Here is a 21300-nt window from a genome sequence, read left to right on the forward strand (position 1 = left end):
TTGTTCTGCTTAGGAGGACAGGCTATGATAGAAAGTAACTTATAACAGCACTAAATAAAGGAGCACGTTATGGAAATGGAATCCACGTTAGAAACGATTCTGGACGAAATGAAACAGGAGATTGACAATTGGATAGCCTATATTAGCGATAAGGACGCAGAAAAAATCGTAAAACGTACCAAGCTGCAGGTGGGAATTCACGGTCATGCTTTGCTCGAATATGCCAAGGGCAGAGTTGACGTGACAGATGATGAACTCAATCTCACTTTGCCTGGAGGTAAGGCCATCCCCGGCGAGTTACTGAGCGAGGAAGAAGTGCGAGAGCAGATTGTCCCTGAGCTTGCTTCTTATATGCAGCATAAATTGAATGCGCTGCCTCCGGCGCTAATCGATTATCAATTTACTTTTGACGGTAAGTTTCGGACGCGGGAGGGCGGAGTCAACGTTCGTATTCTCGAATTCGTTGACGAGACGAAGAAGCAACAATTGCTGGAACGAATCTCCATCTATATTGCGGATAAGCTCGAAGCGGGAAAATATCCAACCAAACCTTTGGAGACGTTTTTCCTCTCCAGGCACCTGTTGGACGAGAGACTCTTCCCTGACACAGATCCCGGTGTAATTATTTCTGTTTTCGAGAACATTCAACAAGTGAATAAAGGGAACAAGCATCTTGCTGAGCATCGGAATAATGTTACCGGGGCTTTGAGGAATTGGGTAGAGAGTCATTGGTTGCCCTGTTATTTCGATAATATAGGGACACAGTGGCAGAAAGAATATAAGAAAAGAAGCGATGCCCGGCTGGAAAATATGGAGCAAGGTCCGATCGAGCTGGCCCTCTATGCTGCAATCCTGATTCTTAAATACGAACCTTCCTATAGTAGAAGTGTGGGGCTGGCCATTTTGAATTGCGCTATCGAATTGGGAAGCGCCCAGGCAAAACGTCTGACAAAGGAAGGCAGTGGAACGTTCGCCAAGGAGGACGTCAGCTTTCGCGATGAACTGGCGGAATGTACGGCCAACGATGTGTTTGCCGAGGTGACCATAGCCATTAAGCAAGAAACGGAGGAGAGCTACGCGCAGGCACTCCGGTTTCTGACTCACTTGCTAAGCCTGGGCTTCCCGAAAAGCTATCAAATCAAGCTGAAATCAAGCGTCAAGCAATGGCTGCCGATGAAAGGATTGGCCAAGTCGAGCACGCACCGATTCTTTGCCAACGCCCTGGAATATCCGAATTTGCACCCCTTGCTGGAGGAGTACGCCCGGGTGGCGATGGAACCATTCGAATGGTATGCGGATACAGAAGGCGAAAAAAATTGCATGCCGGGCAGTTATGCGGTCTTCGGCCTTGGGCTTACAGATCAGGATTATTTTCCATTAGTAGAACAATACATGGGGATGGTTGACGAAGAACACCAGTCCGTTCAGAATCACTTCACTGTCGCGTTGGCCGAGCGGCATGGCATTCACTTGGAGACAATTCCTACGCTGGTGAAATGCATGCTGCATAGCACGGATTCGATGAAGCTGAAGATCCATACCGATATGGAAGATGAGGCGCATCTCCGGCTGCTGCTCGATCAAGTACGCGGTCTGCAGAACTATGAGGTGGAGCATATCGTTTATTTGATCTGGGGCGGAGCGGACAAACTGAAGAAGATAGCCGCCAAAGCCGAAGGGGATCGGGGAAAATGGCTTTTTGAGCTGGCACAAGCCACCGGCCGCAGTTAGCCTTGGCGATCATCCTGCGAAGTGTTTTCTAATTGAGCGTTAGCTTATCTGGATGGCAAAAGTTTAATTTGGGGAGCATCTTCATTCTTATAAATCGGAATGAGCTGAACGAGACCCTTGTCTTCGTCAACCACCGGAACTTCAATCAGATTCCGATCTGAAGTTGGAAGGTGGGAATCAGAAACTAGCTCCGAGCTAACGTTGTCTACTATTGGTGATTCTACAAATTGTTCATTGAGCGTATCCGACTTTCCAAAGACGAAGACAGTAGAAAATAGTAGGGCACTCAAACCTATATACTTGAAACGTAATTTCATCATTCCTACCTCCGTAAACGATTAATTTGAAGATTTAACTATATTCTACATTAAAATGGGTGAGGACAAGTAGCGGAATTGGCAGACGCGCAAGGTTCAGGTTTTGGTGCGGCTACAATTAGTAAAAAGAACGTTCCCCACGCTGGCGCCTTCTTACCCATTCTTGCGGACAGACTTGCTCCAGCGCTGCAGATGATGCCTGATATATTTGGTGAATATGCAGGGGAAATAGATGTATATGCTGCTCTATTACAAATTGTCGATGCTGGCCAACTGCTCTATGGAAGCGACTATCCGTATACGCCGGAATCAGGCTGTATGGCCTTGGCTTCCGCCCTGGATACCACAGACCTGCTGACAGATGGACAGCGGCATGCTATTTATCTGGATAATGCCCTGCGGTTATTTCCAGAACTGTAAGGAAAGATGCTGCGCTTTTCCCATAGGAATGACAAGATCCCGGCTTCTTTTAGGAGCAAGCCGGGATTTTGTCATTTTTTGACATGATGAATTATATTTCAGCAACAACCTGGCAGGGAAATCCTGAGAATCCATCCATATTGACGTTTCAGCTCGTCGTAGACGTTAAAGATCCCCTGCTTGGGTGTTCCGCTATCGCAAAAGATGACCTGGGGCAGCTGTTTCTGGCGTTCCCGGGAAATGGGGATTTTCTCAAACTGGCTATGGCTGATGATAAAGGCATTATAATTACCCATGGCAATACGGGAGACAAAGCGTTGACACATCAAAATCCTTTATTTGACTTTTGAAGTGAAGAAGCATATTATAGTTCATTAAATGAACTGTATAAATAATGAACCATTTAAAAAGTGAACTAAAGGAGGCGGAATGGTTTGAAAGAGAGCAAACTAGACGCGGTTGCAGAAGGCATATTAAAGGTTTTTCCTGAAATTGTTAGATATTTTTTTCAACTAAGAGACGAAGCATCAGATTCCAGTTACACGTATCAGGACTATGTAACACTACATGTACTAGAGGAATTTGGAAAGGTCCCCATTTCAGCTGTTGGGAAAATTCTGTTGATATCCAAATCGAGGATGACGGCGCTTGTGGACAAACTAATTGAGGCAAAGCTCATAGAAAGAATTCCCGATTACGAGGATCGCAGAATCATCAATCTTGAATTAACGAGTAAAGGCAAGGAATTAGCCTTAAACAATCGGAGAAATTTAAAGATTGGGATTAGCAAACGATTTGTAAATCTCAGCGAAGACGAAATGGAGCAATTCATCCATTCCATGACGGTTATGCAGAAGCTAATGACTAAAACAGGGGAGAAAACATTGTGAATACCATTGAGACTTTAACGAATAAGCAAAAAAATGTAATTATGCTTGGTCTGACACTGAGTGTTCTGCTCGCTGCCTTGGATAGTACAATTGTTTCTACTGCTATGAAAAATATTACGAACGACCTGAATGGGTTGGATTTATTTGCTTGGCCGCTAACGATCTACATGCTTTTTTCCACCATAATTACTCCTATATCGGGAAAGCTTGCAGATACATTTGGCCGAAAGTTGTTTTTTATGATCGGTGCGATCACCTTCTTGGTAGGCTCTGTATTATGTGGGTTGTCGCAATCTATGATTCAGTTGATTATTTTCAGAGCAATTCAAGGGCTTGGTTGCGGAATATTAATGGCGAATACGTTCGCCATGATTGGTGATATTTTTCCTCCTGCTGAAAGAGCCAAGAACTCAGGCATCGCATACTCCGCATTCGGTTTGGCCAGTATCATTGGGCCGCTCCTTGGGGGAACCATCACCGACCACTTCGGTTGGAGATGGATATTCTACATCAATCTTCCGATAGGCTTCCTATTTATAACACTTATTCTAATTACAGTGCCAACAATAAAAAACGGGAGTACCGCTCGACGAAGTGTAGACTATGCAGGAACTGCCGTCTTAATTGCAGGGCTAATTCCTATGCTGCTGGCATTTACGTGGGCTGGTAAAAAGTATCAATGGTCATCACCAGTGATCATTTACATGTTTGCCTTCTCAGCAATCATGCTAATAGTATTTGGTTTAATTGAAAGAAAAGCGAAGGAGCCAATCCTGCCCTTAGCCCTGTTTAAAGATAGAACCTTCCGCGTAGCATCGACATCTGTATTCTTGTCTAATGCCAGCATGTTTGGAGCGGTGCTTTTCATTCCCTTGTTTGTACAAGTCGTGCTTGGTAAGAATGCAACGAACTCCGGTATGGCGATGGCGCCACTCATGCTTAGCTTTGCAATCGCAAGTATGCTTAGCGGAAGAGTTATTTCCAAGACGGGGAAGCTGAAGATTTTCGCGGTCAACGGATTTATTATTACGGCCATTGGATTTTTTTTCTTGACAAGGTTTGATGCGAGTTCGACCATTTTGCAGATTAATATTGCTATGATTATTTCTGGTCTGGGAATCGGGTTGAATATGCCGGTTTTTACTCTGGCTGTCCAGAATGCATTCCAGCAGAACCAAATGGGAGTTGTTACTGCTGCGGTTCAGTTTTTTAGAAATATTGGAGGGACTATTGCATCAGCTGTTTTCGGGGCAATTATGTTGTCATCAATTACAAACGGAATTAAGAAAGTAGATCTAACCCAGTTTTCTTCCTCTAATCCTCCCTTTGATTTTAGTACAATGATTACCAACCCTCAGGCTTTGACCAATGTAAACACGATAAATGCATTCAAAGAACAAGTGCCACCGTCAGCAATGGATGATTTTAATAAGCTATTGCTGCGGATAAACGATATCCTTTCAACTTCTATTCAACAGGTATTTATGGCAAGTCTGCTTATTGCCATTGCTGCAATTGCCATCTCGCTGCTGCTTCCGAACCATTCTATCCAAGAGAAGCAGAGACAAAATAAGTCTAAATTGAACATTGATCGATAAGCTGGCCTGTTGATTAGATCAGTCCATAGTCAATTATGCAAATAAAAAGCAAACGGAGGCCAACTGTTGGTCCGTTTGCTTTTATAATTATCTGGATCATTTAGAGGAGAGGATTAGCAATTCCTCGGATAGGCTCAATTCATGATTGTGAACAAATTGATGCTTGTTCAAAGTATATTCACAGGCATTTTCAGAATCGCATTCATTTAATCAGTAATTTTTTTAAGCTCAAAAATAGTTGCCTCTGATAACAAGATAAGCCTATCGTTATTAACAACAAAAAAGCTTACACTTACAGGTATGCTCATTTTTGTAGAAGGGTCACTTATATCTATTGCTTTTACTTCATCATTTATATTTAAGTCTGGGATATCTATTTTATATAATCTATAAAAAGAGTCAGAGTTATAGCATGTCGCTGTAATCTGATATAATGGATTTTTTAGTTCATATTGATATTTCTTATACTTTTTAATTCCTTTTGATGAAAAAAAGTCTTTTTCGATTATAATTTTATCTCCAATAAATTTTTGCCCTGTTGGATATTCAGAAGCATCATTATATGAATTTGCAAATCCTAAATGCTTCTCAACTTTCCAAGTTCCATAGAAATATTTTTCAGTTTCACTATCCAAACTTATACGTTCTACAGTACAATATTCGGATGTGTTTGTTGGAATAATAGACTCCTCCGTTTCAGGTTTAGGCTCACTCGAAGTATTTGGATTTGATGTCATTTCAACATTTCCACAAGCCGATGCTAGCATCAACATTATTATCATACAAGCCAATATTGTTTTTTTCATATCTCACACTCCTACTATAAAGTTATGTTTTCGCATGTTTAGTTGTTACTTGATTACTATACCGAGCTCATTTTTCAACACTATATTCCCTTTTCATCTACCTAGCAGAAATTATATCAGAGCAATTGAAGCGATGAATGACATAAAATTAACATTATTTATGAATAAGGTTAACTTTATGTTATCTAAATCACAAACAACAATACGCCCAAACATCCATGTCAGAGCCTCATCCCAAAGAAGGATTACGCGTTTGTTTGTGCAACTAATTCATTTACCTTCTTATACAAGGTATCTCCTCCAAAAGGCAAGTACCGACTTTGTTTTTGTAATCGGAACTTAAGTGCATTTTAGCTTTTAATTGCCCATTCTATCCAGCAAAAGTAAACTAGAATCGATACAAAAATTCTGATACTCAACATAATAGGAACTTTATCTGGGAGGGGTTATTGTGAAGCGAAATATTCGGAAGAAGCAGGTCTTATACAAAACCTTAGGCCACATAAACTACGCCACTTCCTACTAACCTGGCTGAAAAAGAAGGGCATTGACGACGCACTCATACAACCGTACTCCGGCCATGAAAGCCGCAAGTCATTAGAGGTGTATTCAAAGCTCGCCATTACCGAAGCACAAAACGAGTACAACGAGGTTATCAACAAATTCCCAATCTAACCCATACGCTTGCACTTGGTGACAGCGACGCTGGTATTACCCCAATAAGCGAAAATCAGATTGACAAAATAATCTATTAGATATATTGTGGATATTCGAAGTCTATTATTTATCTTAATTATAGATATATTGTATCTATAATGTATTTTATTAATCTTGAAAGGATGATTCATAACTCATTCAATCGAAAGGGATAACTGTATCCATACACGTCTTGCAGCAGCTCGCTGCATCCGATTAGTACTTCTGAAAGCGGTGAAGATAGCTTGACTAATAAACCCAGCATTATTGTTGCCTCCCTGGTGGTTGCCAATTTTCTAGCCCAATTGATGCAAACGATGTTAAATACGGCGTTGCCGCGTGTCATGCAGGATCTTGCAATTCATGAGAATCAAGCGCAGTGGCTGATTACAGTGTATTACCTGATGATAGGTATAACTGTTCCTGTTGCCGGATTTTTGATCGGAAAGTTTACCACGAGAGCCTTGTTCATGGCCTCTGTCGGAGCGTTCACAGCAGGAACATTGATTGCCGGGATCGCCTGGAGTTTCCCGCTAGTCCTGACGGGGCGTTTGGTTCAAGGCATCGGTGCGGGCCTGCTGTTTCCGCTGTTTCAGACGACAATACTCAGAGTCTTTCCGAAGGAGAAAATCGGTGCAGCGATGGGAGTAGTCGGTTTGGTCCTGGGGCTGGCTCCGGCGCTTGGGCCCACTCTGTCTGGGTTCGTGGTTCAGAACCATTCATGGAGACTGTTGTTTTACGCTGTGGCGCCGCTTGCAGCCGCCAATTTATTCTTAGCGCATTTCACGCTGCGGAATGTAGGAGAGACTCATCAGACCAAACTCGACACCAGGTCCATTATCTATTCTTCACTCGGATTCGCTGGTATTTTGTATGGATTTAGCATTGTCGGGGAAGAAAAGGGAAGTCCCGCTGTCGCTGGGGTCATCCTTCTGGCCGGATTCCTGATCGTGGCGGTGTTTATTAAAAGACAGCTCAAGCTCACAGCACCTTTGCTCGATTTCAAGCTGCTTCGGTACCGCTCCTTTACCCGATCTTCCATTGTGGGGGTGATCTTGTTTGCGGTGATGGTGGGGGTTGAGATGCTTCTTCCTCTGTATGCACAGACGATAAGAGGCTTAACACCTCGGGAGTCCGGGCTTATGCTGTTGCCGGGTGCATTGCTGATTGGTGTCTCCGGTCTGATCTCAGGCAGGCTATATGACCGGTTTGGGGTTAGCCGCGTAACTCAGGGAGGATTTCTGCTCATTCTGATCATGGCATTGGCTCTTGCCCTCACGTTATCAACAGAGACGTCCTTTAATCTACTGGTTATAATGTATGCCCTGCTTATGTTTGGGGTAGGGGCAGTAATGTCTCCAATTACGGCCTATGCCATGGCAAGTATCCCAAACACTATGGTTGCTCATGCTTCTCCAATGACGATTACGCTGCGCTCGCTCAGCAGTTCAATAGGAGGTGCCTTGCTTGTAACGATAATGACTTCAACTGCGAGTGCCAGTTCCTTATCCTTTCCGCTGGATATGCTACAAGGCGTCCACATTGCATTCTGGACATTGACGGCTTTTGCCGGATTAGGATTATACTTGTCTTTTCATCTGCAAGAAGCGAGAAAGCTCAAACCTGCTAATATTTGATTTCTTAAATCTTTCCTGTGTTAGTTTTCGGATATGTATTCTGTAATTTCAGACTTTAGAAGGATGTGCACGATGATGAGGTCAGTATAATTAGGAATTGAAAGGAGAGTCATTCGATTCATTAAGATAAGTACTTTAGACAAATTGGGGGTTGAAAAGATTGAATAGGCACGAAAATAGCTCCAATGCACCAAGCCTGTTTCGCAATCGGTTCCTGCAGACGATTCTATTATCAAGTGTGCTCCTGCAGATCGGCATCTGGGTACGTAATTTCGCTATTCTCCTATACGTTGCAGATAGAACAAACAATGACCCCTATGCCATTTCGCTAATCAGCGTAGCTGAATTCGCGCCTATTTTTGTTTTTTCTTTCATCGGAGGTACTTTTGCCGACCGTTGGAGGCCGAAGCGAACGATGATCTGGTGCGATTTATTATCCGCGGTATCGGTATTCGTAGTACTTCTGACCATCCATTACGGCTCCTGGCACTCCGTCTACCTTGTCGCCTTCATCTCAGCTATTCTTTCGCAGTTCTCGCAGCCTTCAAGCATGCGATTGTTTAAGTATCATGTGCGGGAAGAACAGCTGCAGCAAGGAATGGCTTTATTCCAATCGCTGATGGCTATCTTCATGGTGCTTGGCCCTATGCTTGGCACCTTCGTTTACAGCAAGTTTGGTCTTGAAACCTCGATCGCTGTAATGGGCGTGGTATTTCTGCTTTCTGCACTCGTCCTTATTCGGCTGCCTGAGGATAATATGGAACCTCAGACAGCTGCTGTAAAAGGGCAGTTCCGAAAAGACTTCATAGAAGGCTTTCGTTATGTCTGGCAAAGCCAAGTGCTACGTATGCTTGGACTTGCGTTTATTCTTGCGGGACTCTCAGTTGGCATAGCCCAAGCTCTCAACCTGTTTATTGTAACGGAGCGGCTAGGCAAAAGTGAGGAATTCCTGCAATATCTGCTGATGGTGAATGGTGCAGCCATGCTGATCGGTGGCGGGATCGTAGCCGTATTCGCAAAGCGGGTTCCGCCGCAGCTTCTTCTAGCGATAGGGATGCTGGCAGGCGCGGTCTGTACAGTGATTGTCGGGTATTCGACGAGCGTTCCGGTCACGCTGACTGTTCAATTTCTGAATGGGCTAGTTTTCCCTTGCATTCATATTGGGATTAGCACAATGATTCTGAAATGGTCACATGCTTCCATTGTCGGCCGGGTGAATGGGGTTCTGAATCCGATGTTCGTTGGGATGATGGTCGTTTCCATGTCTTTCGCTGGTGTGTTAAAAGATGCCTTCTCGCTGGGTACGATCTATAGCGGAGCAGGATTATTATTTCTTCTTGGCGCACTGGTCATGTTGCCGATCATGAACCAAAAAGCACCGGATCACGCACATACCGCACAAAAGACATAATATCGAGACCTCTATAAGGTTGAAATGAAAAAGAACCGGCCATCAAAAAGTGGCCGGTTCTTTTTCATTCCATGGTGGTTAACCTTCAGGGAGTACCGGTAAGAATCGGGATAGTTGTTCTGCTGGATCCTATAACCACGATCCGCAGCCGTTTTAAGCTCGGCCATCTGACTGGCCAGGCGGTGCCCAGTGTGACTTACCCTTTGGATTCTGTTCTTTTCTTTGACCATAGTTTTCGTATCACATGAATACAGAGCAGCAGTAAAGGCAAAAGAAGCCCTATAGATAACGTATAAGATAACCATACTGTCCCATCCCACGTTTGTTGGTAAGGGACATTCGGATATATGACTACCGACATGACAACCAAGATCATTCCGAGTGGTGAAACTAGAGGCTGATAATCTTCTAAATTAAAAACCTGAGCTATGGCCAACACAATTACGTATATGTATATAGTGGCCCTAAAATAGAGCGAAATAAACCACATGATGGCCATGATGGCTTCAATGCGCTGCAGAAAATTGCCGATATTGATTTTCTGGGCTAACGAATAGCTTGGAAATAAACTTTTTGCCGTTAAATCAGGTCCTAAAACCAAAATCGACAATGCAACAATCAGGATCATCATCAGCCCGCCAAACATGCTTCCGCTGAAAAAAGCTTTACGGGCGTTATCGATACGATTCACAGCCGGAAAAATCATTAACAAAACGATATGGGGTAGAAACAAAACACTGATAAAGGATAGTGCAGCAGGCCAGATCGGTCCTAATCCTGCCTCCAACACGGGCTCGACATTTTCCAGTTTGATCTCGGGTGCAATTAAAATAACTAAAGAAATATAAAGAAGGATAAATAAGGGGAACAATAGTTCAGCAGAACGGGCAAATGTTTCAATTCCAAGCCGTGCCCCCATGACTATAATGACCGCAAAAAGAATATTTACGGATTGAGCCGGCGTTTCCGGCATGATTTGGGTAGTTAGAAAATTTCCTACATCATACAACGCTGAGGCAGGACCACTCAAGAAAAGAGTAACGATAAATAGAAGAGAAATGGTTTTGCCCAACCATTTTCCGAGAAGGGCTTCAATGATCTCAACCAATGTCATCCGTGGATAAAGGGTCGCTATTGTGTTGTAAATCCATACGAGGAAAAAACCGGAGCCCACGCCAACGAACGCGGCGATCCACGCATCCTGTTTGGCTAGGAAGGCCATACCTGAGGGAATGACCAGGATTGCGCTTCCGATTGTAAATAAAGTCGTTAAGACCATAAATTGACGTCCGGAGATTTTGACTTGCTTTAACACATCTTTCACCTCGTTTTTATGTTATTAGACCGATATGGGTTAGAAAATCAGTGAATGGTTTATACACAAATGTAATCCAATCCAAAGGGGTGGGAATAGCCCATTGCAATGCCTCGGCGCTGCTGATTCCCACCCCAAGGAGTAGCAGAAGGGAAAACACCCATAGCTCCTTTTTCAACCTTTTTCTCAACATGTAAGGGACTTCGAGAATCATGATCGCAGCAGCGGACAGGATTATTCCCAGTATGACCGCCATCTGGGTTAGCATCGTTAATCACCTTCTTTCGCATGGTAATATGATACCTATTGGTAGCCTACTTCTTCATTTCATTCAGGAATGAGCTTCCAGTCGTACCTAAGCGTCGAATCTTGAAATCGACTTTGATGTTCACCGGTAGTTCTGCAAAGTACTCATTATCCCAATTTTGTTTCAGTGACTTCCAGGCTCTCGGGTTACTGCGGTGAATGGCTTCACCGAATCCGAAAATGTCAGCTTTGTACGATTTTTGTGCCTTCTTGATCGCAGACTCCATAACTCCTGCTATCTTTTCTTCACTTTTCTTCTGTAGATCATAAATCGTGTTCGTCTTAGTCAGATCCAGTTCGCTACACTCAACTTCCCCCACGTTGGCTTCAATCTTGAGGTGAATATTGATCCGGGGCTCACCCCTATAAATGTACCCTTTCATGGAGGCATGGGTCCGGATGATTTCCATTACGACTTTGCCACCTTTGGGACAGGTTACAAAGCCAACAGAGCTTTTCACTTTGCTGAGGATGAAATTGTAACCCTTGCTTTCACTTTCATTTAACCAGCCAATCAATCTATCTTTTTTAAATACAGCAAGCCCAGAATACTGTAGGCGAGTATGGGGGGATATCATTTCGACATTTTTTTTTGTTTCTCCAGATTCTTGATCTCCAACGATCTGAAGTCCAGTCAAGATGGGCTGCTTTCCTTCACTTGTGAGATCGGCTATAAATTGATCTAAGGTTACCGTAGCACTGGGGGACCAGCTTTTTTCCGACGATTCCAGGGATGAGAACAGCTTGTCGGCAGGAATAGGATCCAAGGGCGTCATGATTTTGAGCGTATCCTCCGCACTTGAGCGTTTCGTTACTACAAGGTAAAAATCGGAGCGAAATTCATGGTCCCTGGACAGGAAGTCCAGGGCTTTTGCTATTCCTTCCGTGGCCATCGACTCGCCGATCACGCATATGCGAAGGTGGGAAAAATAGATTTTTCTAGGACTTAGTGTTGTTAGTTTTCGGACCGCTTCAAATAGGGTATCGGCTTCCGATGTATACAACGTGGCGGGGGCCCGCCCGCCCACCCCTTTCTTGGTAGATACTTCTCCAGGATCTACGACTTGGACAGAAACACGGAATTGATCTCCTTGCTTATCTATTCCCATACCGACGGCGATTGCAAGCTCATTTAACTCTTTGCGGTTCCAACAGCCAGTCAGAAGCGTGCCAAGTGTAAGAATTAGAAATAGAAAGGAAGTTTTCCGTTTCATGCTTGTCCACTCCTTTCAATCCGTATCTGTCTCCTCTGGTTTATTTCCGTGATTTTCGGGGTGAAGCGATTCGCGATTCACGTTCTTCTGATTAAGTAGTCGGGGACGAGAGACCATCAACCAGTGCGGAAGCCGTATGAGCGTATCCTTGGTGTCTGCCGGGATTAGGGGCGCAAGCGGACTCATATACGGAACGCCGAAAGAACGAAGGCTGCACAGATGCAGAATGAGGGCAATGCCTCCGACGATGATCCCGTACAGCCCAAATGAAGCGGCTAGTCCCATCAAAGGGAACCGCAGCATACGAAAAGCGATGGACATATTATAGGCAGGGAGAACAAAGCTGGAAATCGCGGTAATAGATACGACAATAACCATTGCTGCAGATATGATGCCCGCCTCGACGGCTGCTTGCCCGATGACGAGTGTGCCTACGATAGAGACGGCTGCTCCGATGTACTTCGGCATGCGAACGCCAGCTTCCCGCAATATTTCAAAAGTCAATTCCATCATGAGTGCTTCGATAAAGGCGGGGAAGGGAACAGCCTCCCGCTGTGCTGCCAGACCGATCAGCAGTGAGGTCGGCAGCATTTCCTGATGGAACGTAGTGATGGCAATATATAAGGACGGACCGAGCAGGGAGATAAAAACCCCGGTGTAACGAAGAATCCGGATAAAGCTGCTGATGTCCGCACGCTGATAATAATCCTCCGCTGCATGCAGGAAGGAAACAAACAACGCGGGTACGATAAGCACAAACGGGGTTCCATCCACCAGGATAGCGATTTTTCCTTCCAACAGTTCGGCGGCGATGACGTCTGGACGTTCGGAGTTGTACACTGTTGGGAAAGGGGTGAAAGTTTTGTCCTGGATAAATTCCTCGATATACCCGCCTTCGAGAATACCGTCTACATCAATGCGATTCAACCGCTCATGCACTTCCTCGACCAATTTATGGTTCGCGATCCCATTGATATACATGAGAGCGACATCGGTCTTAGTCACACGACCGATTTGTTTCGTTTCCAGCCATAGATTCGGATCTTTAATCTTGCGCCGGATTAAGGCCGTATTCGTGCCCAGTGTTTCCGAAAATCCTTCCCGTGGTCCACGGACGACATTTTCTGAGGCTGGTTCGGTGACACCGCGATCCTTCCATCCTCCTGCGCTGACCACTATTCCCTTCGTCTCACCGTCAATCAGGATGATTGCATCCCCGGACAACAGCGCGTTATATAAAGTTTCAAAGTCGGTAATATCCCGGATGTCACCGATGGTCAGAGTGTAATCTTTCAAAATCTGCAAGACATTGGAGGAAATTTGAATCCTGCGGTTCACGTCCTCAGACAGGCTGCTATCGAGCATCATCGATTTCATGATAAAGTCGGATACTATATTTTTATCCACTAAACCGTCGGTATAGAGGATCGCGATGGTTTGGCTCCCGTCCTTGCCAATGCGAACTTCTCTGATGATAATGTCGGTGCTGTTACCGACGGTTTGTCTGATCTGCTGAAGGTTTTGTCCAAGACATGCACTGATCGGTTCCTCTGAATGTGCAGGTTGACTCTCGCTGTGCTGGACCTGGGGCTTTTTAACTTTGTTTCTTTTACGAAAACGCATGAACGTTCTCCCTCTCCTTAAGGATTCTTTTAATCCAGTATGGGCCCAGAGGTCTCTTGATAAACTTATTGCTGGAATTATCATATAAAACCATTTATTTTTGCTTTTTTGTGGATGATACGAACATGTAGTTGGGGAATTGTCAGAAGTGAAGGTACCTCCATTATAAGGGATCAGTATGGACCCGGGGGGGGGCCTAGTATTTTTATTGAACACCCTGACTGCACCTTTATTGAATATGTAGAACCTGAAGGACCATTAAGGATTCGATAAAATAACAGCCTGCTTTCAGTGAGTCGCCATCACCGAAATCAGGCTGTTATTTTAATGTAACGAAACAGAAGATAAGCTTGTTCCAGAGCTTTCTGTGCCTGTACCATCTCCGTATGATGACCTCTTCAATATGTTTTCCCATATAGCAGTCCTGAGCAGGGGACTTATGGAAATTGAAGAGATCTCCTAAAACTGCAGCTTCCACGGCTCTGGATTTGTTGTTCCAAAACTCTATTTCTTCATACTAATCTGAAAAACATCTCCTGCCTCGCCGCCGAAAACAATCATCCCGCCTTTTGGGAGGGCGACTGGCTTATCTTTATTAAAGATAGAGGAGAACACAAGCATTCCTTTCTCATCGTAAACGACGTATCCTCCGGTTGCCGGAGCATCAACGCTCATCGTTTTAGCAGCCGAATTGTCACCGATTTTGAACCATACAGCATGACCGTTATCCTCAATCGTGCAGATCGACGTTTTTCCGCCGTAGATCGGATTAACAGCATCCTCACTTAGATAAGACTGCCCATCTATTGTCAAATACTCCTTGTTGTTCACGGTATGGAAGCTCAAATTGAAGGCATCCCTTCCGTTCATAACCGGAATTTCAACGGCATTTACAGCTGTATGCTCATCAACAATTTTAGTACCTGATGCATAGCCGTTTTCACTATCCACAGCTATATTTTTGACTAAGATAGCAGGGGAGAGATAGAATAGCGAATTGATCTTTTCTCCCAACTCATAGTAATTTTTACCGTTTCTTTTTTCCCATGCGGCTTTGGTTGCCTGCTGCAGAGGATTGGCATCAAGCTTCTGATATTCATAAGTGACCATAATCGTTTGCCCGATTCCAGGAATATCCACATATGAATCAAGCTTAATATAGGTATTTCCATTCGATTGTTTGTCAAAGCTTATCGTCACATTGCCATCGTTGTTTTTGAATTGTCCTTTGCCTGTATACACATAGGTTTGTGGCGGGATAATCCCCCGACCAGAGCGGAAAGCTTCATCTCTCCGTTCTTAATCTCCACATCGATCGTTGTGCCAACTGCGCCGTATAATCCAGAATAAGCGAGCTGCTCTTCCGGCATGTTGACCTTCACGGATGGTTCAAAGGTTCGATCCGGCAAAACCTCTTTGATCTTGCCTTTGTCCTGCAAATATTCCAGTAGAACGTTAGATGCAAAAATACTATTGTAGATCGAACTCCCTCCTGATGACAGGACAGCGATTGAAATATTATGCTCAGGCAATGAAGTTAAGGCAGCATGATACACAATGGTATCCCCGCCTTTGGATAAGGCCTTGATGCCGTAATCATCAAACGGAGCCAAGCTGACAGCATCCCAGCCTAAACCATAGTTATAAATGTTTGTCTCCTCAGGTACCCACACGCCATTTCTATATTCAGGATTTTGCATCGCGGTGGATGACTTCTCTGATAAAATATTCGTCCGATTACCGATCAATAAATCCCCGAAAATTGTAAGCTCTTCAGCAGTGGAGTAGAGTCCGCCTGCACCAATGACGTTGGCATTCTCAACTGGCAAAGCCTGTTCCATTGTAGGGTAATAGGTTTTCGCCAGTTTTTCTCTGTCAAAAACACTAAGCGGCGTTTTGGTGGAGATTAATTTCAGCGGCTGGATAACCTTTTGATCCAGAAATTCGGTATAGCTTAAGCCGCTTACTCGTTCCACGAGGATTTCCAGCAGCTGAAATCCATCGTTACAATACACCGAATATTCGCCCGGGTTGGACTTTAAACGCTCAGATTGAAGCCTCAGCAATAACTCATCATGACTGCGGGTATCATTGTCATCGAACAGCATGCTATTTGCATAATGAGTTCCGTAAAGCCCCGACGAATGATTCATAAGCATGCGTGGTGTAATTTTCTTATATCTTTCATCGGCCATGGTAAAATCCTTGATATACGTGACAAGCGGTTGATCGATATCGATTTTGCCCACATCAGCCAGCATCATCGCTGCAGCCGTTACATGCATTTTGCTGACGGAGCCGATACCGAACATCGTGTCCTTCGTAATTGGAGCGTTAGTGGCTTTATTGTGGACACCCGCGCTGTCCGATAATACAATCGAGCCCGAATCCATAATGGCGTACTGCAAGCCGGTTACCCCATAGTCGGACACTATTTTTGCTGCCAGGTTTTGAGCCTTCTCCTGTACGGTTTCCTTGCTGATTTGTGCTGAAGCCGAACTCATGGGTATGACCACAAGCATAGCTGCCATTACTACAGCAATGATTTTCTTCATGCTAACTTCCTCCTTAGGTTCCTTTACCGGAATTCACCGGGGTTTAATGGTCTGTATTCAGCATACAAGAGAGGAGGCTGGTATATGCAAAAACACCCCGAAACGCTAAAAAACAATCCCTAAACAACAGCTTGTTTAGGGATTGTCCGTTCAAAAGGGCAGCATGACCATATTATGAAAGGTTTTTTGCTTGGTTTCAATAGTCATATGTCCGCCGTATTTATCACAGAGTCTGGCGATATTCGTGAGCCCGATGCCATGATTCTCCGGGTTAGGCTTTTGGCTGCGCAAAGGAACGACTTCATTATCCATATGGTTAAGAATGTGTATGAACAGTGCGGATTCATGGGAAAATATCTTGATCACGACGTAGCGGTCCTCCGCGATTTTCACATGCTTGGAAGCTTCAATCGCATTATCCAGCATATTTCCGAGTACGACACATAAGTCATAGCGATCTATCAATATCTCAGGAGAATACAAGTTCAGCTTCGTATCTATCCGAATGCCATTCGCTTGTCCGATGTTAAGCGTGTTAGTAACGAGGGCGTCTATCACCAAATGGCCTGTATTTACCCGCTGATAAGCGCCTTCGACTTTATTTAACGTCGTTCGGATATGCTCTAATGCTGCCGCTGGCTCATTTCGCTTAATACACTCCTCGATATAGAGAAACTGCTGGTTCGTGTCGTGAATTATTCTTTTGATCGATTTAAAGCTGTGCACAGTCTTTTCATAATTTGCATCCTGGTAGTCCATCTGCTGCTGCAGCTGGGCATTCTCATGCTTGAACTGGAATTTATCAATAATCGTATCAAAAATGTAGATAATCATCACGTTAATAAAAAGAAATCCAATAGCAGAAAGGAAATAATGGATGTTCATCTCATTGTAATTCGTGAGCACATTCAGCTGGTAGATGCTGATGATAGGAACAAGTATAAATAATATATAGTAACGATAATGCAAAGAGAAGCTTCTGCGTTTGGCAATCAGCCGGATAATCTGAATGACGGCAAACATAATCGTGAAGCTGAGCAGGGTGGCCTTGAATAACAAGTTCTGATTCTGTTCATTTACTGGATCAAGACTGGTAAGGTCAACCGAATCCAACAGATAAAAAAAATAGATCGAAATAAAATTAACAATAGACATTAACACACCATACAGCACAGTAAAAATGATCTTTGTTTTCAGTTCCACAGTATAGGCTAGCGCCAAACTAAAGATGACCACTAAAGCCAGGATCGAAGAAATCACAAAGGAAACCGGAACGGAAATATAAACGTAACCAAGCACCCCGAAAATAATAAAGTAAATCCACCGCTTTTGCTTTTGGGCAGATTTGTCAAACACCGAGTTAAAGAAATAAATGATCTGAAGGCACATCACAACCTCAACACACAACCCAAACATCCAGTTGTTCGTAATCATCTCAATGGACCTTCATTATCATAAATTTGGTGTAACAATCCTTAACCTCTTTCAGTTTAGAGCGGCCGATCGGCAGCTGAGTCCCACCCGACATAAGCACAACCCCGCTGGCGAACTTCTGCACATGAAGCAGATTGATAATGACGGAACGGTGGATTTGCAGGAAGTTGTTGTCTTTGAGTGCCAGAGCATAATCGGCAAGGATGCCTTTACTTTCATAGATTTGATTGAGGGTAATAAAATTCAGCTTACTTTTTATGGTTAGGCTTTTAGCAGCTTCGATCGCAATGATATCATCATGCTTCAGCACAACTTCTTCAAAGGCTGACTTGATGATCATAAATTTTTTATCAAGGGCTTGGAAGTATTGGCATAGCTTGATCATTTTCTCCTCCAACACCTGGGGAGTAATAGGTTTGATTAAATACTGGAAGGTCATTACGTCAAAGCTTTCCACCATATATTCCGGGTAGCTTGTCAGAAACATGATTTGTTCATCCAGGTGTTTTAAACTCCTTATTTGGCGGGCAGTCTGAATCCCGTTTATACCCCCCATCTCAACATCCAATATTATTATGTGAAAAGGGGGTTCATTACGCTCATAATGAGAGACAAGCTGCTCCCCCGAGCTGAATTCCTCAATTTCAAAATCAATATTCACCTTGATCGACAACGCAATCAGCAAGCCTTTGACAATCTCTCTTTGTTTGTCCTCATCATCGCAAATAGCCACTCGATACATAGTGGATCACCTCTCATTTTTAATGCCGCTGTTCTAGAGCTTGATCTAACTATCATACAAGCTTTCGGGCTTGAATAAATCATTTTTGGATGAAATGCAGATTTAGATCCCTCAAGTGCATACGGAAACGAATTCTCTCAAATTCCTATGTATCAAAACTGCAGTATAAAAAGCGTACTGCCAGCAATTGCAGAACGCTTTTATTATTTCAACAGAATTTAACGAAAAGTGATTTGAGTCTTTGCATAATTTACAAATCAGCTATTTTGAATATGACAAAGCTGCTCATATTTACCTGCTGATTTCCGGCAAATGGTAGTAATACAGCATTTGTAGTACCTGTATTTGTAAGACGTATTGCATCACCGGCATTAATTGGAATGATCCCTTGCCCAACCAGATGTACATCATTTGCCGTGCTTGTGTTATTTCCAGAAATGGTTATGGATTGTTCAAAATTATTCACTGTAACTACAAAAGCAGCACCTGGTAGTACAGCATCCCCTTGAATGTACAAAATGTAGTTAACATAATATAATCCTGATTGTTCTGCTATTGCCGCTCTTGCACCAGCATCGAAAGTAAATCCTCTTTTCGGATCTGATATTAGTGAAGATAATGGTATAGAAACATTTGGAGGTATAACTGTTGGAGCTGTAGATACTAACACTAAATCTGCAAAAGCGCTGGATAAGGTTCCTTGAGGGCCAGTAGATCCTGTTGGGCCTGCTGGACCAGGTAATCCTTGGGGTCCTGTTGGTCCTGCCGGGCCAGGTAATCCTTGAGGTCCTACTGGGCCTGGTACTCCCTGAGGCCCCGTTGAGCCTAGTAATCCTTTAGGTCCAGCTGAGCCTGATAAGCCTTGAGGTCCTGTTGGTCCTGTTGGTCCTTGAGGTCCTGCTGGTCCTTGATGTCCCGTTAGTCCTTGAGGTCCCGCTGGTCCCTGAGGTCCCGTTGGTCCTTGAGGTCCCGCTGGTCCATGGGCTCCTGATAATCCTTGAAGTCCCTCGGGACCCTGAGGCCCGGGTACTCCTTGGGGGCCTGGTAATCCTTGAGGTCCTTGGGGTCCCTGAGGGCCCTGAGGTCCTTGTGGACCTTGAGGACCTGCTATTCGGTTTTTCACACCCATAATATCATCCCCTCTGATCGATATGCCGTTAGTATATATACCCAGGAGTTTATTTGTCTGGGCATATTTATAATTGGGCTAATAACTGATTTTTTAAATGTGATGTTTATTTACCGTAATTAATCATATTGTGGGTTATCACCTTAAATGGGGGCATCCTGATGTGGATAAAATGGTCTAATGATTCAGAACATATTGTTTTACCTAATAAATATAGTTTACAATTTGGCGCGCAGATTCCTCCAATAATAAAATTTCACTTTGGTTCGTTTGAAACAGAAAAAGAATTGACACTAAGTACCCTATTAACAAAGGATACAATCGTTTTACCTATATCAATTAAACTCAATTTTATGATTCCTGATACACTTCCTTATGATTTAAGAATAGATGAGAATGGTCTGCATCTCGGCCCGGTAATTGCTATTTTAACTTCGAGAGTACATGTTTCCCCAGGCATTAGAACAAAGTACCTTGAATACCTGTGGGATTATAAGAATTTACATGGATTAATTTACCTTTGTCCCTTAGAGGGGATTAATCCTGCGAAAACAGGAATAGAAGGTTACTACTACCAACCAGATGAATTAGGAAGCGCAGGAATTTGGAAGAAAGGGGTATTTCCATACCCTAATGTTGTCTATCGCAGGATTGGAGTAAACAGAAACGATAAATACGACCACTTGCTGGTTACTGTTGGCCAAAAGATCTTTAATCCAAGCTTTTTAGATAAATGGGCAGTGTGGAAGGCTCTTCAGGATAATCCTAAGATAAATCCCCATCTACCTAAAACAGCATTATTGAGAAATGCAAAAGAGGTTATTTGCATGTTAAAAGACTATGGTTCAGTTTATCTTAAACCGGTGAGCGGCTCCTTCGGCAGAGGTATAGTAAAGATCGAATTAACCAACAAGGGTTACCTTTGGAAGCATAAAAATACAAAAAAAAAGTTGAGTCAAAAAAAATTAATAAAGATATTGTGTTACTACAAGAGGCGGCGGGCTTACTTATTTCAGCAGTCAGTAAGTTTGAAAGTCCATAATAAACACGTCGACTTTCGAGTGATAATGCAGAAAAACAATACACAAACCTGGAACTGTACTGGCATTATTGCTAGATATGGTATGAAAGGAAAGCATTACACCAATGATGTAAGTGCGCTGAAATTGGGAGTGGATGGTTTAAAAAATGCATTACATTTAAATGATCTACAGACTAAACTCAAGACTCAGGAAATTCTGTCTTTATGTACTTTGGTTTGCGAAAACCTGGATGAGTTACATGGACCCTATGCAGATTTAGGTTTAGATGTGGCAATTGATACTAATTATAAGGTGTGGTTACTTGAGATCAATTTTAGGCATATGCATAACATTGCTGCACTAGTTGGCCAACAGAGTAGTATGTATAGTAAGGTAATAACACGCCCGTTAGAATTTGCAAAAGCATTTGCTGGATACAGCACTCCATAAACAT

17 protein-coding genes and 1 pseudogene are annotated in these 21300 nt (G+C 43.5%); 9 read left to right on the plus strand and 9 right to left on the minus strand.

The features are described from left to right. Positions 1-75 precede the first annotated feature (75 nt). Entirely contained in the window at positions 76-1731 is a 1656-nt protein-coding gene (locus tag H70357_RS17590; RefSeq protein WP_038599811.1) for a DUF6138 family protein, read from the plus strand. 44 nt (positions 1732-1775) lie between these two features. On the opposite strand, the gene H70357_RS17595 is transcribed toward H70357_RS17590, so the two are convergent. Then, entirely contained in the window at positions 1776-2051 is a 276-nt protein-coding gene (locus H70357_RS17595) for a hypothetical protein (protein ID WP_156130880.1), read from the minus strand. A 75-nt stretch (positions 2052-2126) separates the two neighbouring features. Between H70357_RS17595 and H70357_RS17600 the strand changes: the two genes are divergently transcribed. The 4 genes from H70357_RS17600 (at position 2127) to H70357_RS17615 (ending at position 4956) form a co-directional block, all read left to right on the plus strand. Continuing rightward, the gene (locus tag H70357_RS17600) at positions 2127-2468 is read left to right on the plus strand and encodes an amidohydrolase family protein (protein ID WP_038592133.1); all 342 of its coding nucleotides are present in this window, start codon (positions 2127-2129) and stop codon (positions 2466-2468) included. Positions 2469-2536: 68 nt separating this feature from the next. Then, complete coding sequence (locus H70357_RS17605) at positions 2537-2818, plus strand: hypothetical protein (protein WP_038592136.1); 282 nt, start codon at positions 2537-2539, stop codon at positions 2816-2818. A gap of 84 nt (positions 2819-2902) precedes the next feature. Beyond that, entirely contained in the window at positions 2903-3358 is a 456-nt protein-coding gene (locus H70357_RS17610) for a MarR family winged helix-turn-helix transcriptional regulator (RefSeq protein ID WP_038592138.1), read from the plus strand. After that, entirely contained in the window at positions 3355-4956 is a 1602-nt protein-coding gene (locus H70357_RS17615) for an MDR family MFS transporter (RefSeq protein WP_052092090.1), read from the plus strand. The genes H70357_RS17610 and H70357_RS17615 overlap by 4 nt, the downstream gene beginning before the upstream one ends. Positions 4957-5162: 206 nt before the next feature. Here H70357_RS17615 and H70357_RS17620 read toward each other — a convergent pair whose 3' ends face one another. After that, on the minus strand, positions 5163-5762 hold the full coding sequence (locus H70357_RS17620) for a hypothetical protein (RefSeq protein ID WP_038592141.1): 600 nt from the start codon (positions 5760-5762) through the stop codon (positions 5163-5165). Between the two features lie 423 nt (positions 5763-6185). Here H70357_RS17620 and H70357_RS36665 point away from each other — a divergent pair, with 423 nt between their 5' ends. From H70357_RS36665 to H70357_RS17630, 3 genes are all read left to right on the plus strand, one after another. Further along, positions 6186-6437, plus strand: a complete 252-nt coding sequence (locus H70357_RS36665) for a tyrosine-type recombinase/integrase (protein ID WP_269322568.1) — start codon at positions 6186-6188, stop codon at positions 6435-6437. Positions 6438-6703: 266 nt separating this feature from the next. Next, entirely contained in the window at positions 6704-8095 is a 1392-nt protein-coding gene (locus H70357_RS17625) for a DHA2 family efflux MFS transporter permease subunit (RefSeq protein WP_038592144.1), read from the plus strand. A 160-nt stretch (positions 8096-8255) separates the two neighbouring features. After that, the gene (locus H70357_RS17630) at positions 8256-9506 is read left to right on the plus strand and encodes an MFS transporter (RefSeq protein WP_038592147.1); all 1251 of its coding nucleotides are present in this window, start codon (positions 8256-8258) and stop codon (positions 9504-9506) included. Positions 9507-9702: 196 nt separating this feature from the next. On the opposite strand, the gene H70357_RS17635 is transcribed toward H70357_RS17630, so the two are convergent. From H70357_RS17635 to H70357_RS36675, 7 genes and pseudogenes are all read right to left on the minus strand, one after another. After that, positions 9703-10821, minus strand: a complete 1119-nt coding sequence (locus tag H70357_RS17635; protein WP_038592151.1) for a GerAB/ArcD/ProY family transporter — start codon at positions 10819-10821, stop codon at positions 9703-9705. 314 nt (positions 10822-11135) lie between these two features. Next, positions 11136-12341: a Ger(x)C family spore germination protein gene (locus H70357_RS17645; protein WP_038592154.1), complete on the minus strand. Its 1206-nt coding sequence runs from the start codon at positions 12339-12341 to the stop codon at positions 11136-11138. A gap of 15 nt (positions 12342-12356) precedes the next feature. Beyond that, positions 12357-13964 carry a spore germination protein gene (locus H70357_RS17650; RefSeq protein ID WP_052092092.1) on the minus strand — a complete coding sequence of 536 codons (1608 nt, stop codon included), beginning with the start codon at positions 13962-13964 and terminating at the stop codon, positions 12357-12359. 504 nt (positions 13965-14468) lie between these two features. Continuing rightward, a pseudogene (locus H70357_RS17655) lies at positions 14469-16519 on the minus strand (serine hydrolase domain-containing protein). 150 nt (positions 16520-16669) lie between these two features. After that, on the minus strand, positions 16670-17953 hold the full coding sequence (locus tag H70357_RS17660; protein WP_038592157.1) for an ATP-binding protein: 1284 nt from the start codon (positions 17951-17953) through the stop codon (positions 16670-16672). A gap of 1 nt (position 17954) precedes the next feature. Continuing rightward, positions 17955-18695 carry a LytR/AlgR family response regulator transcription factor gene (locus tag H70357_RS17665; protein WP_038592161.1) on the minus strand — a complete coding sequence of 247 codons (741 nt, stop codon included), beginning with the start codon at positions 18693-18695 and terminating at the stop codon, positions 17955-17957. Between the two features lie 250 nt (positions 18696-18945). Then, positions 18946-19365, minus strand: coding sequence for a hypothetical protein (locus H70357_RS36675; RefSeq protein ID WP_231578529.1), 420 nt, complete (start codon positions 19363-19365; stop codon positions 18946-18948). 620 nt (positions 19366-19985) lie between these two features. Between H70357_RS36675 and H70357_RS17675 the strand changes: the two genes are divergently transcribed. Beyond that, positions 19986-21296 (plus strand): YheC/YheD family endospore coat-associated protein, encoded by a 1311-nt coding sequence (locus tag H70357_RS17675; protein ID WP_038592164.1) that lies wholly within the window; start codon positions 19986-19988, stop codon positions 21294-21296. Positions 21297-21300: the final 4 nt, after the last annotated feature.

Origin of the sequence: Paenibacillus sp. FSL H7-0357 (assembly GCF_000758525.1) — a bacterium.
Classification (GTDB): Bacteria; Bacillota; Bacilli; order Paenibacillales; family Paenibacillaceae; genus Paenibacillus_AQ.

Coding starts and splice junctions, on each gene's coding strand:
- H70357_RS17595 (WP_156130880.1), bottom strand. CDS start 2,051: ATGATGAAATTACGTTTCAAGTATATAGGTTTGAGTGCCCTACTATTT.
- H70357_RS17660 (WP_038592157.1), bottom strand. CDS start 17,953: ATGATTACGAACAACTGGATGTTTGGGTTGTGTGTTGAGGTTGTGATG.
- H70357_RS17590 (WP_038599811.1), top strand. CDS start 76: ATGGAATCCACGTTAGAAACGATTCTGGACGAAATGAAACAGGAGATT.
- H70357_RS17665 (WP_038592161.1), bottom strand. CDS start 18,695: ATGTATCGAGTGGCTATTTGCGATGATGAGGACAAACAAAGAGAGATT.
- H70357_RS17650 (WP_052092092.1), bottom strand. CDS start 13,964: ATGCGTTTTCGTAAAAGAAACAAAGTTAAAAAGCCCCAGGTCCAGCAC.
- H70357_RS17675 (WP_038592164.1), top strand. CDS start 19,986: ATGTGGATAAAATGGTCTAATGATTCAGAACATATTGTTTTACCTAAT.
- H70357_RS17645 (WP_038592154.1), bottom strand. CDS start 12,341: ATGAAACGGAAAACTTCCTTTCTATTTCTAATTCTTACACTTGGCACG.
- H70357_RS17620 (WP_038592141.1), bottom strand. CDS start 5,762: ATGAAAAAAACAATATTGGCTTGTATGATAATAATGTTGATGCTAGCA.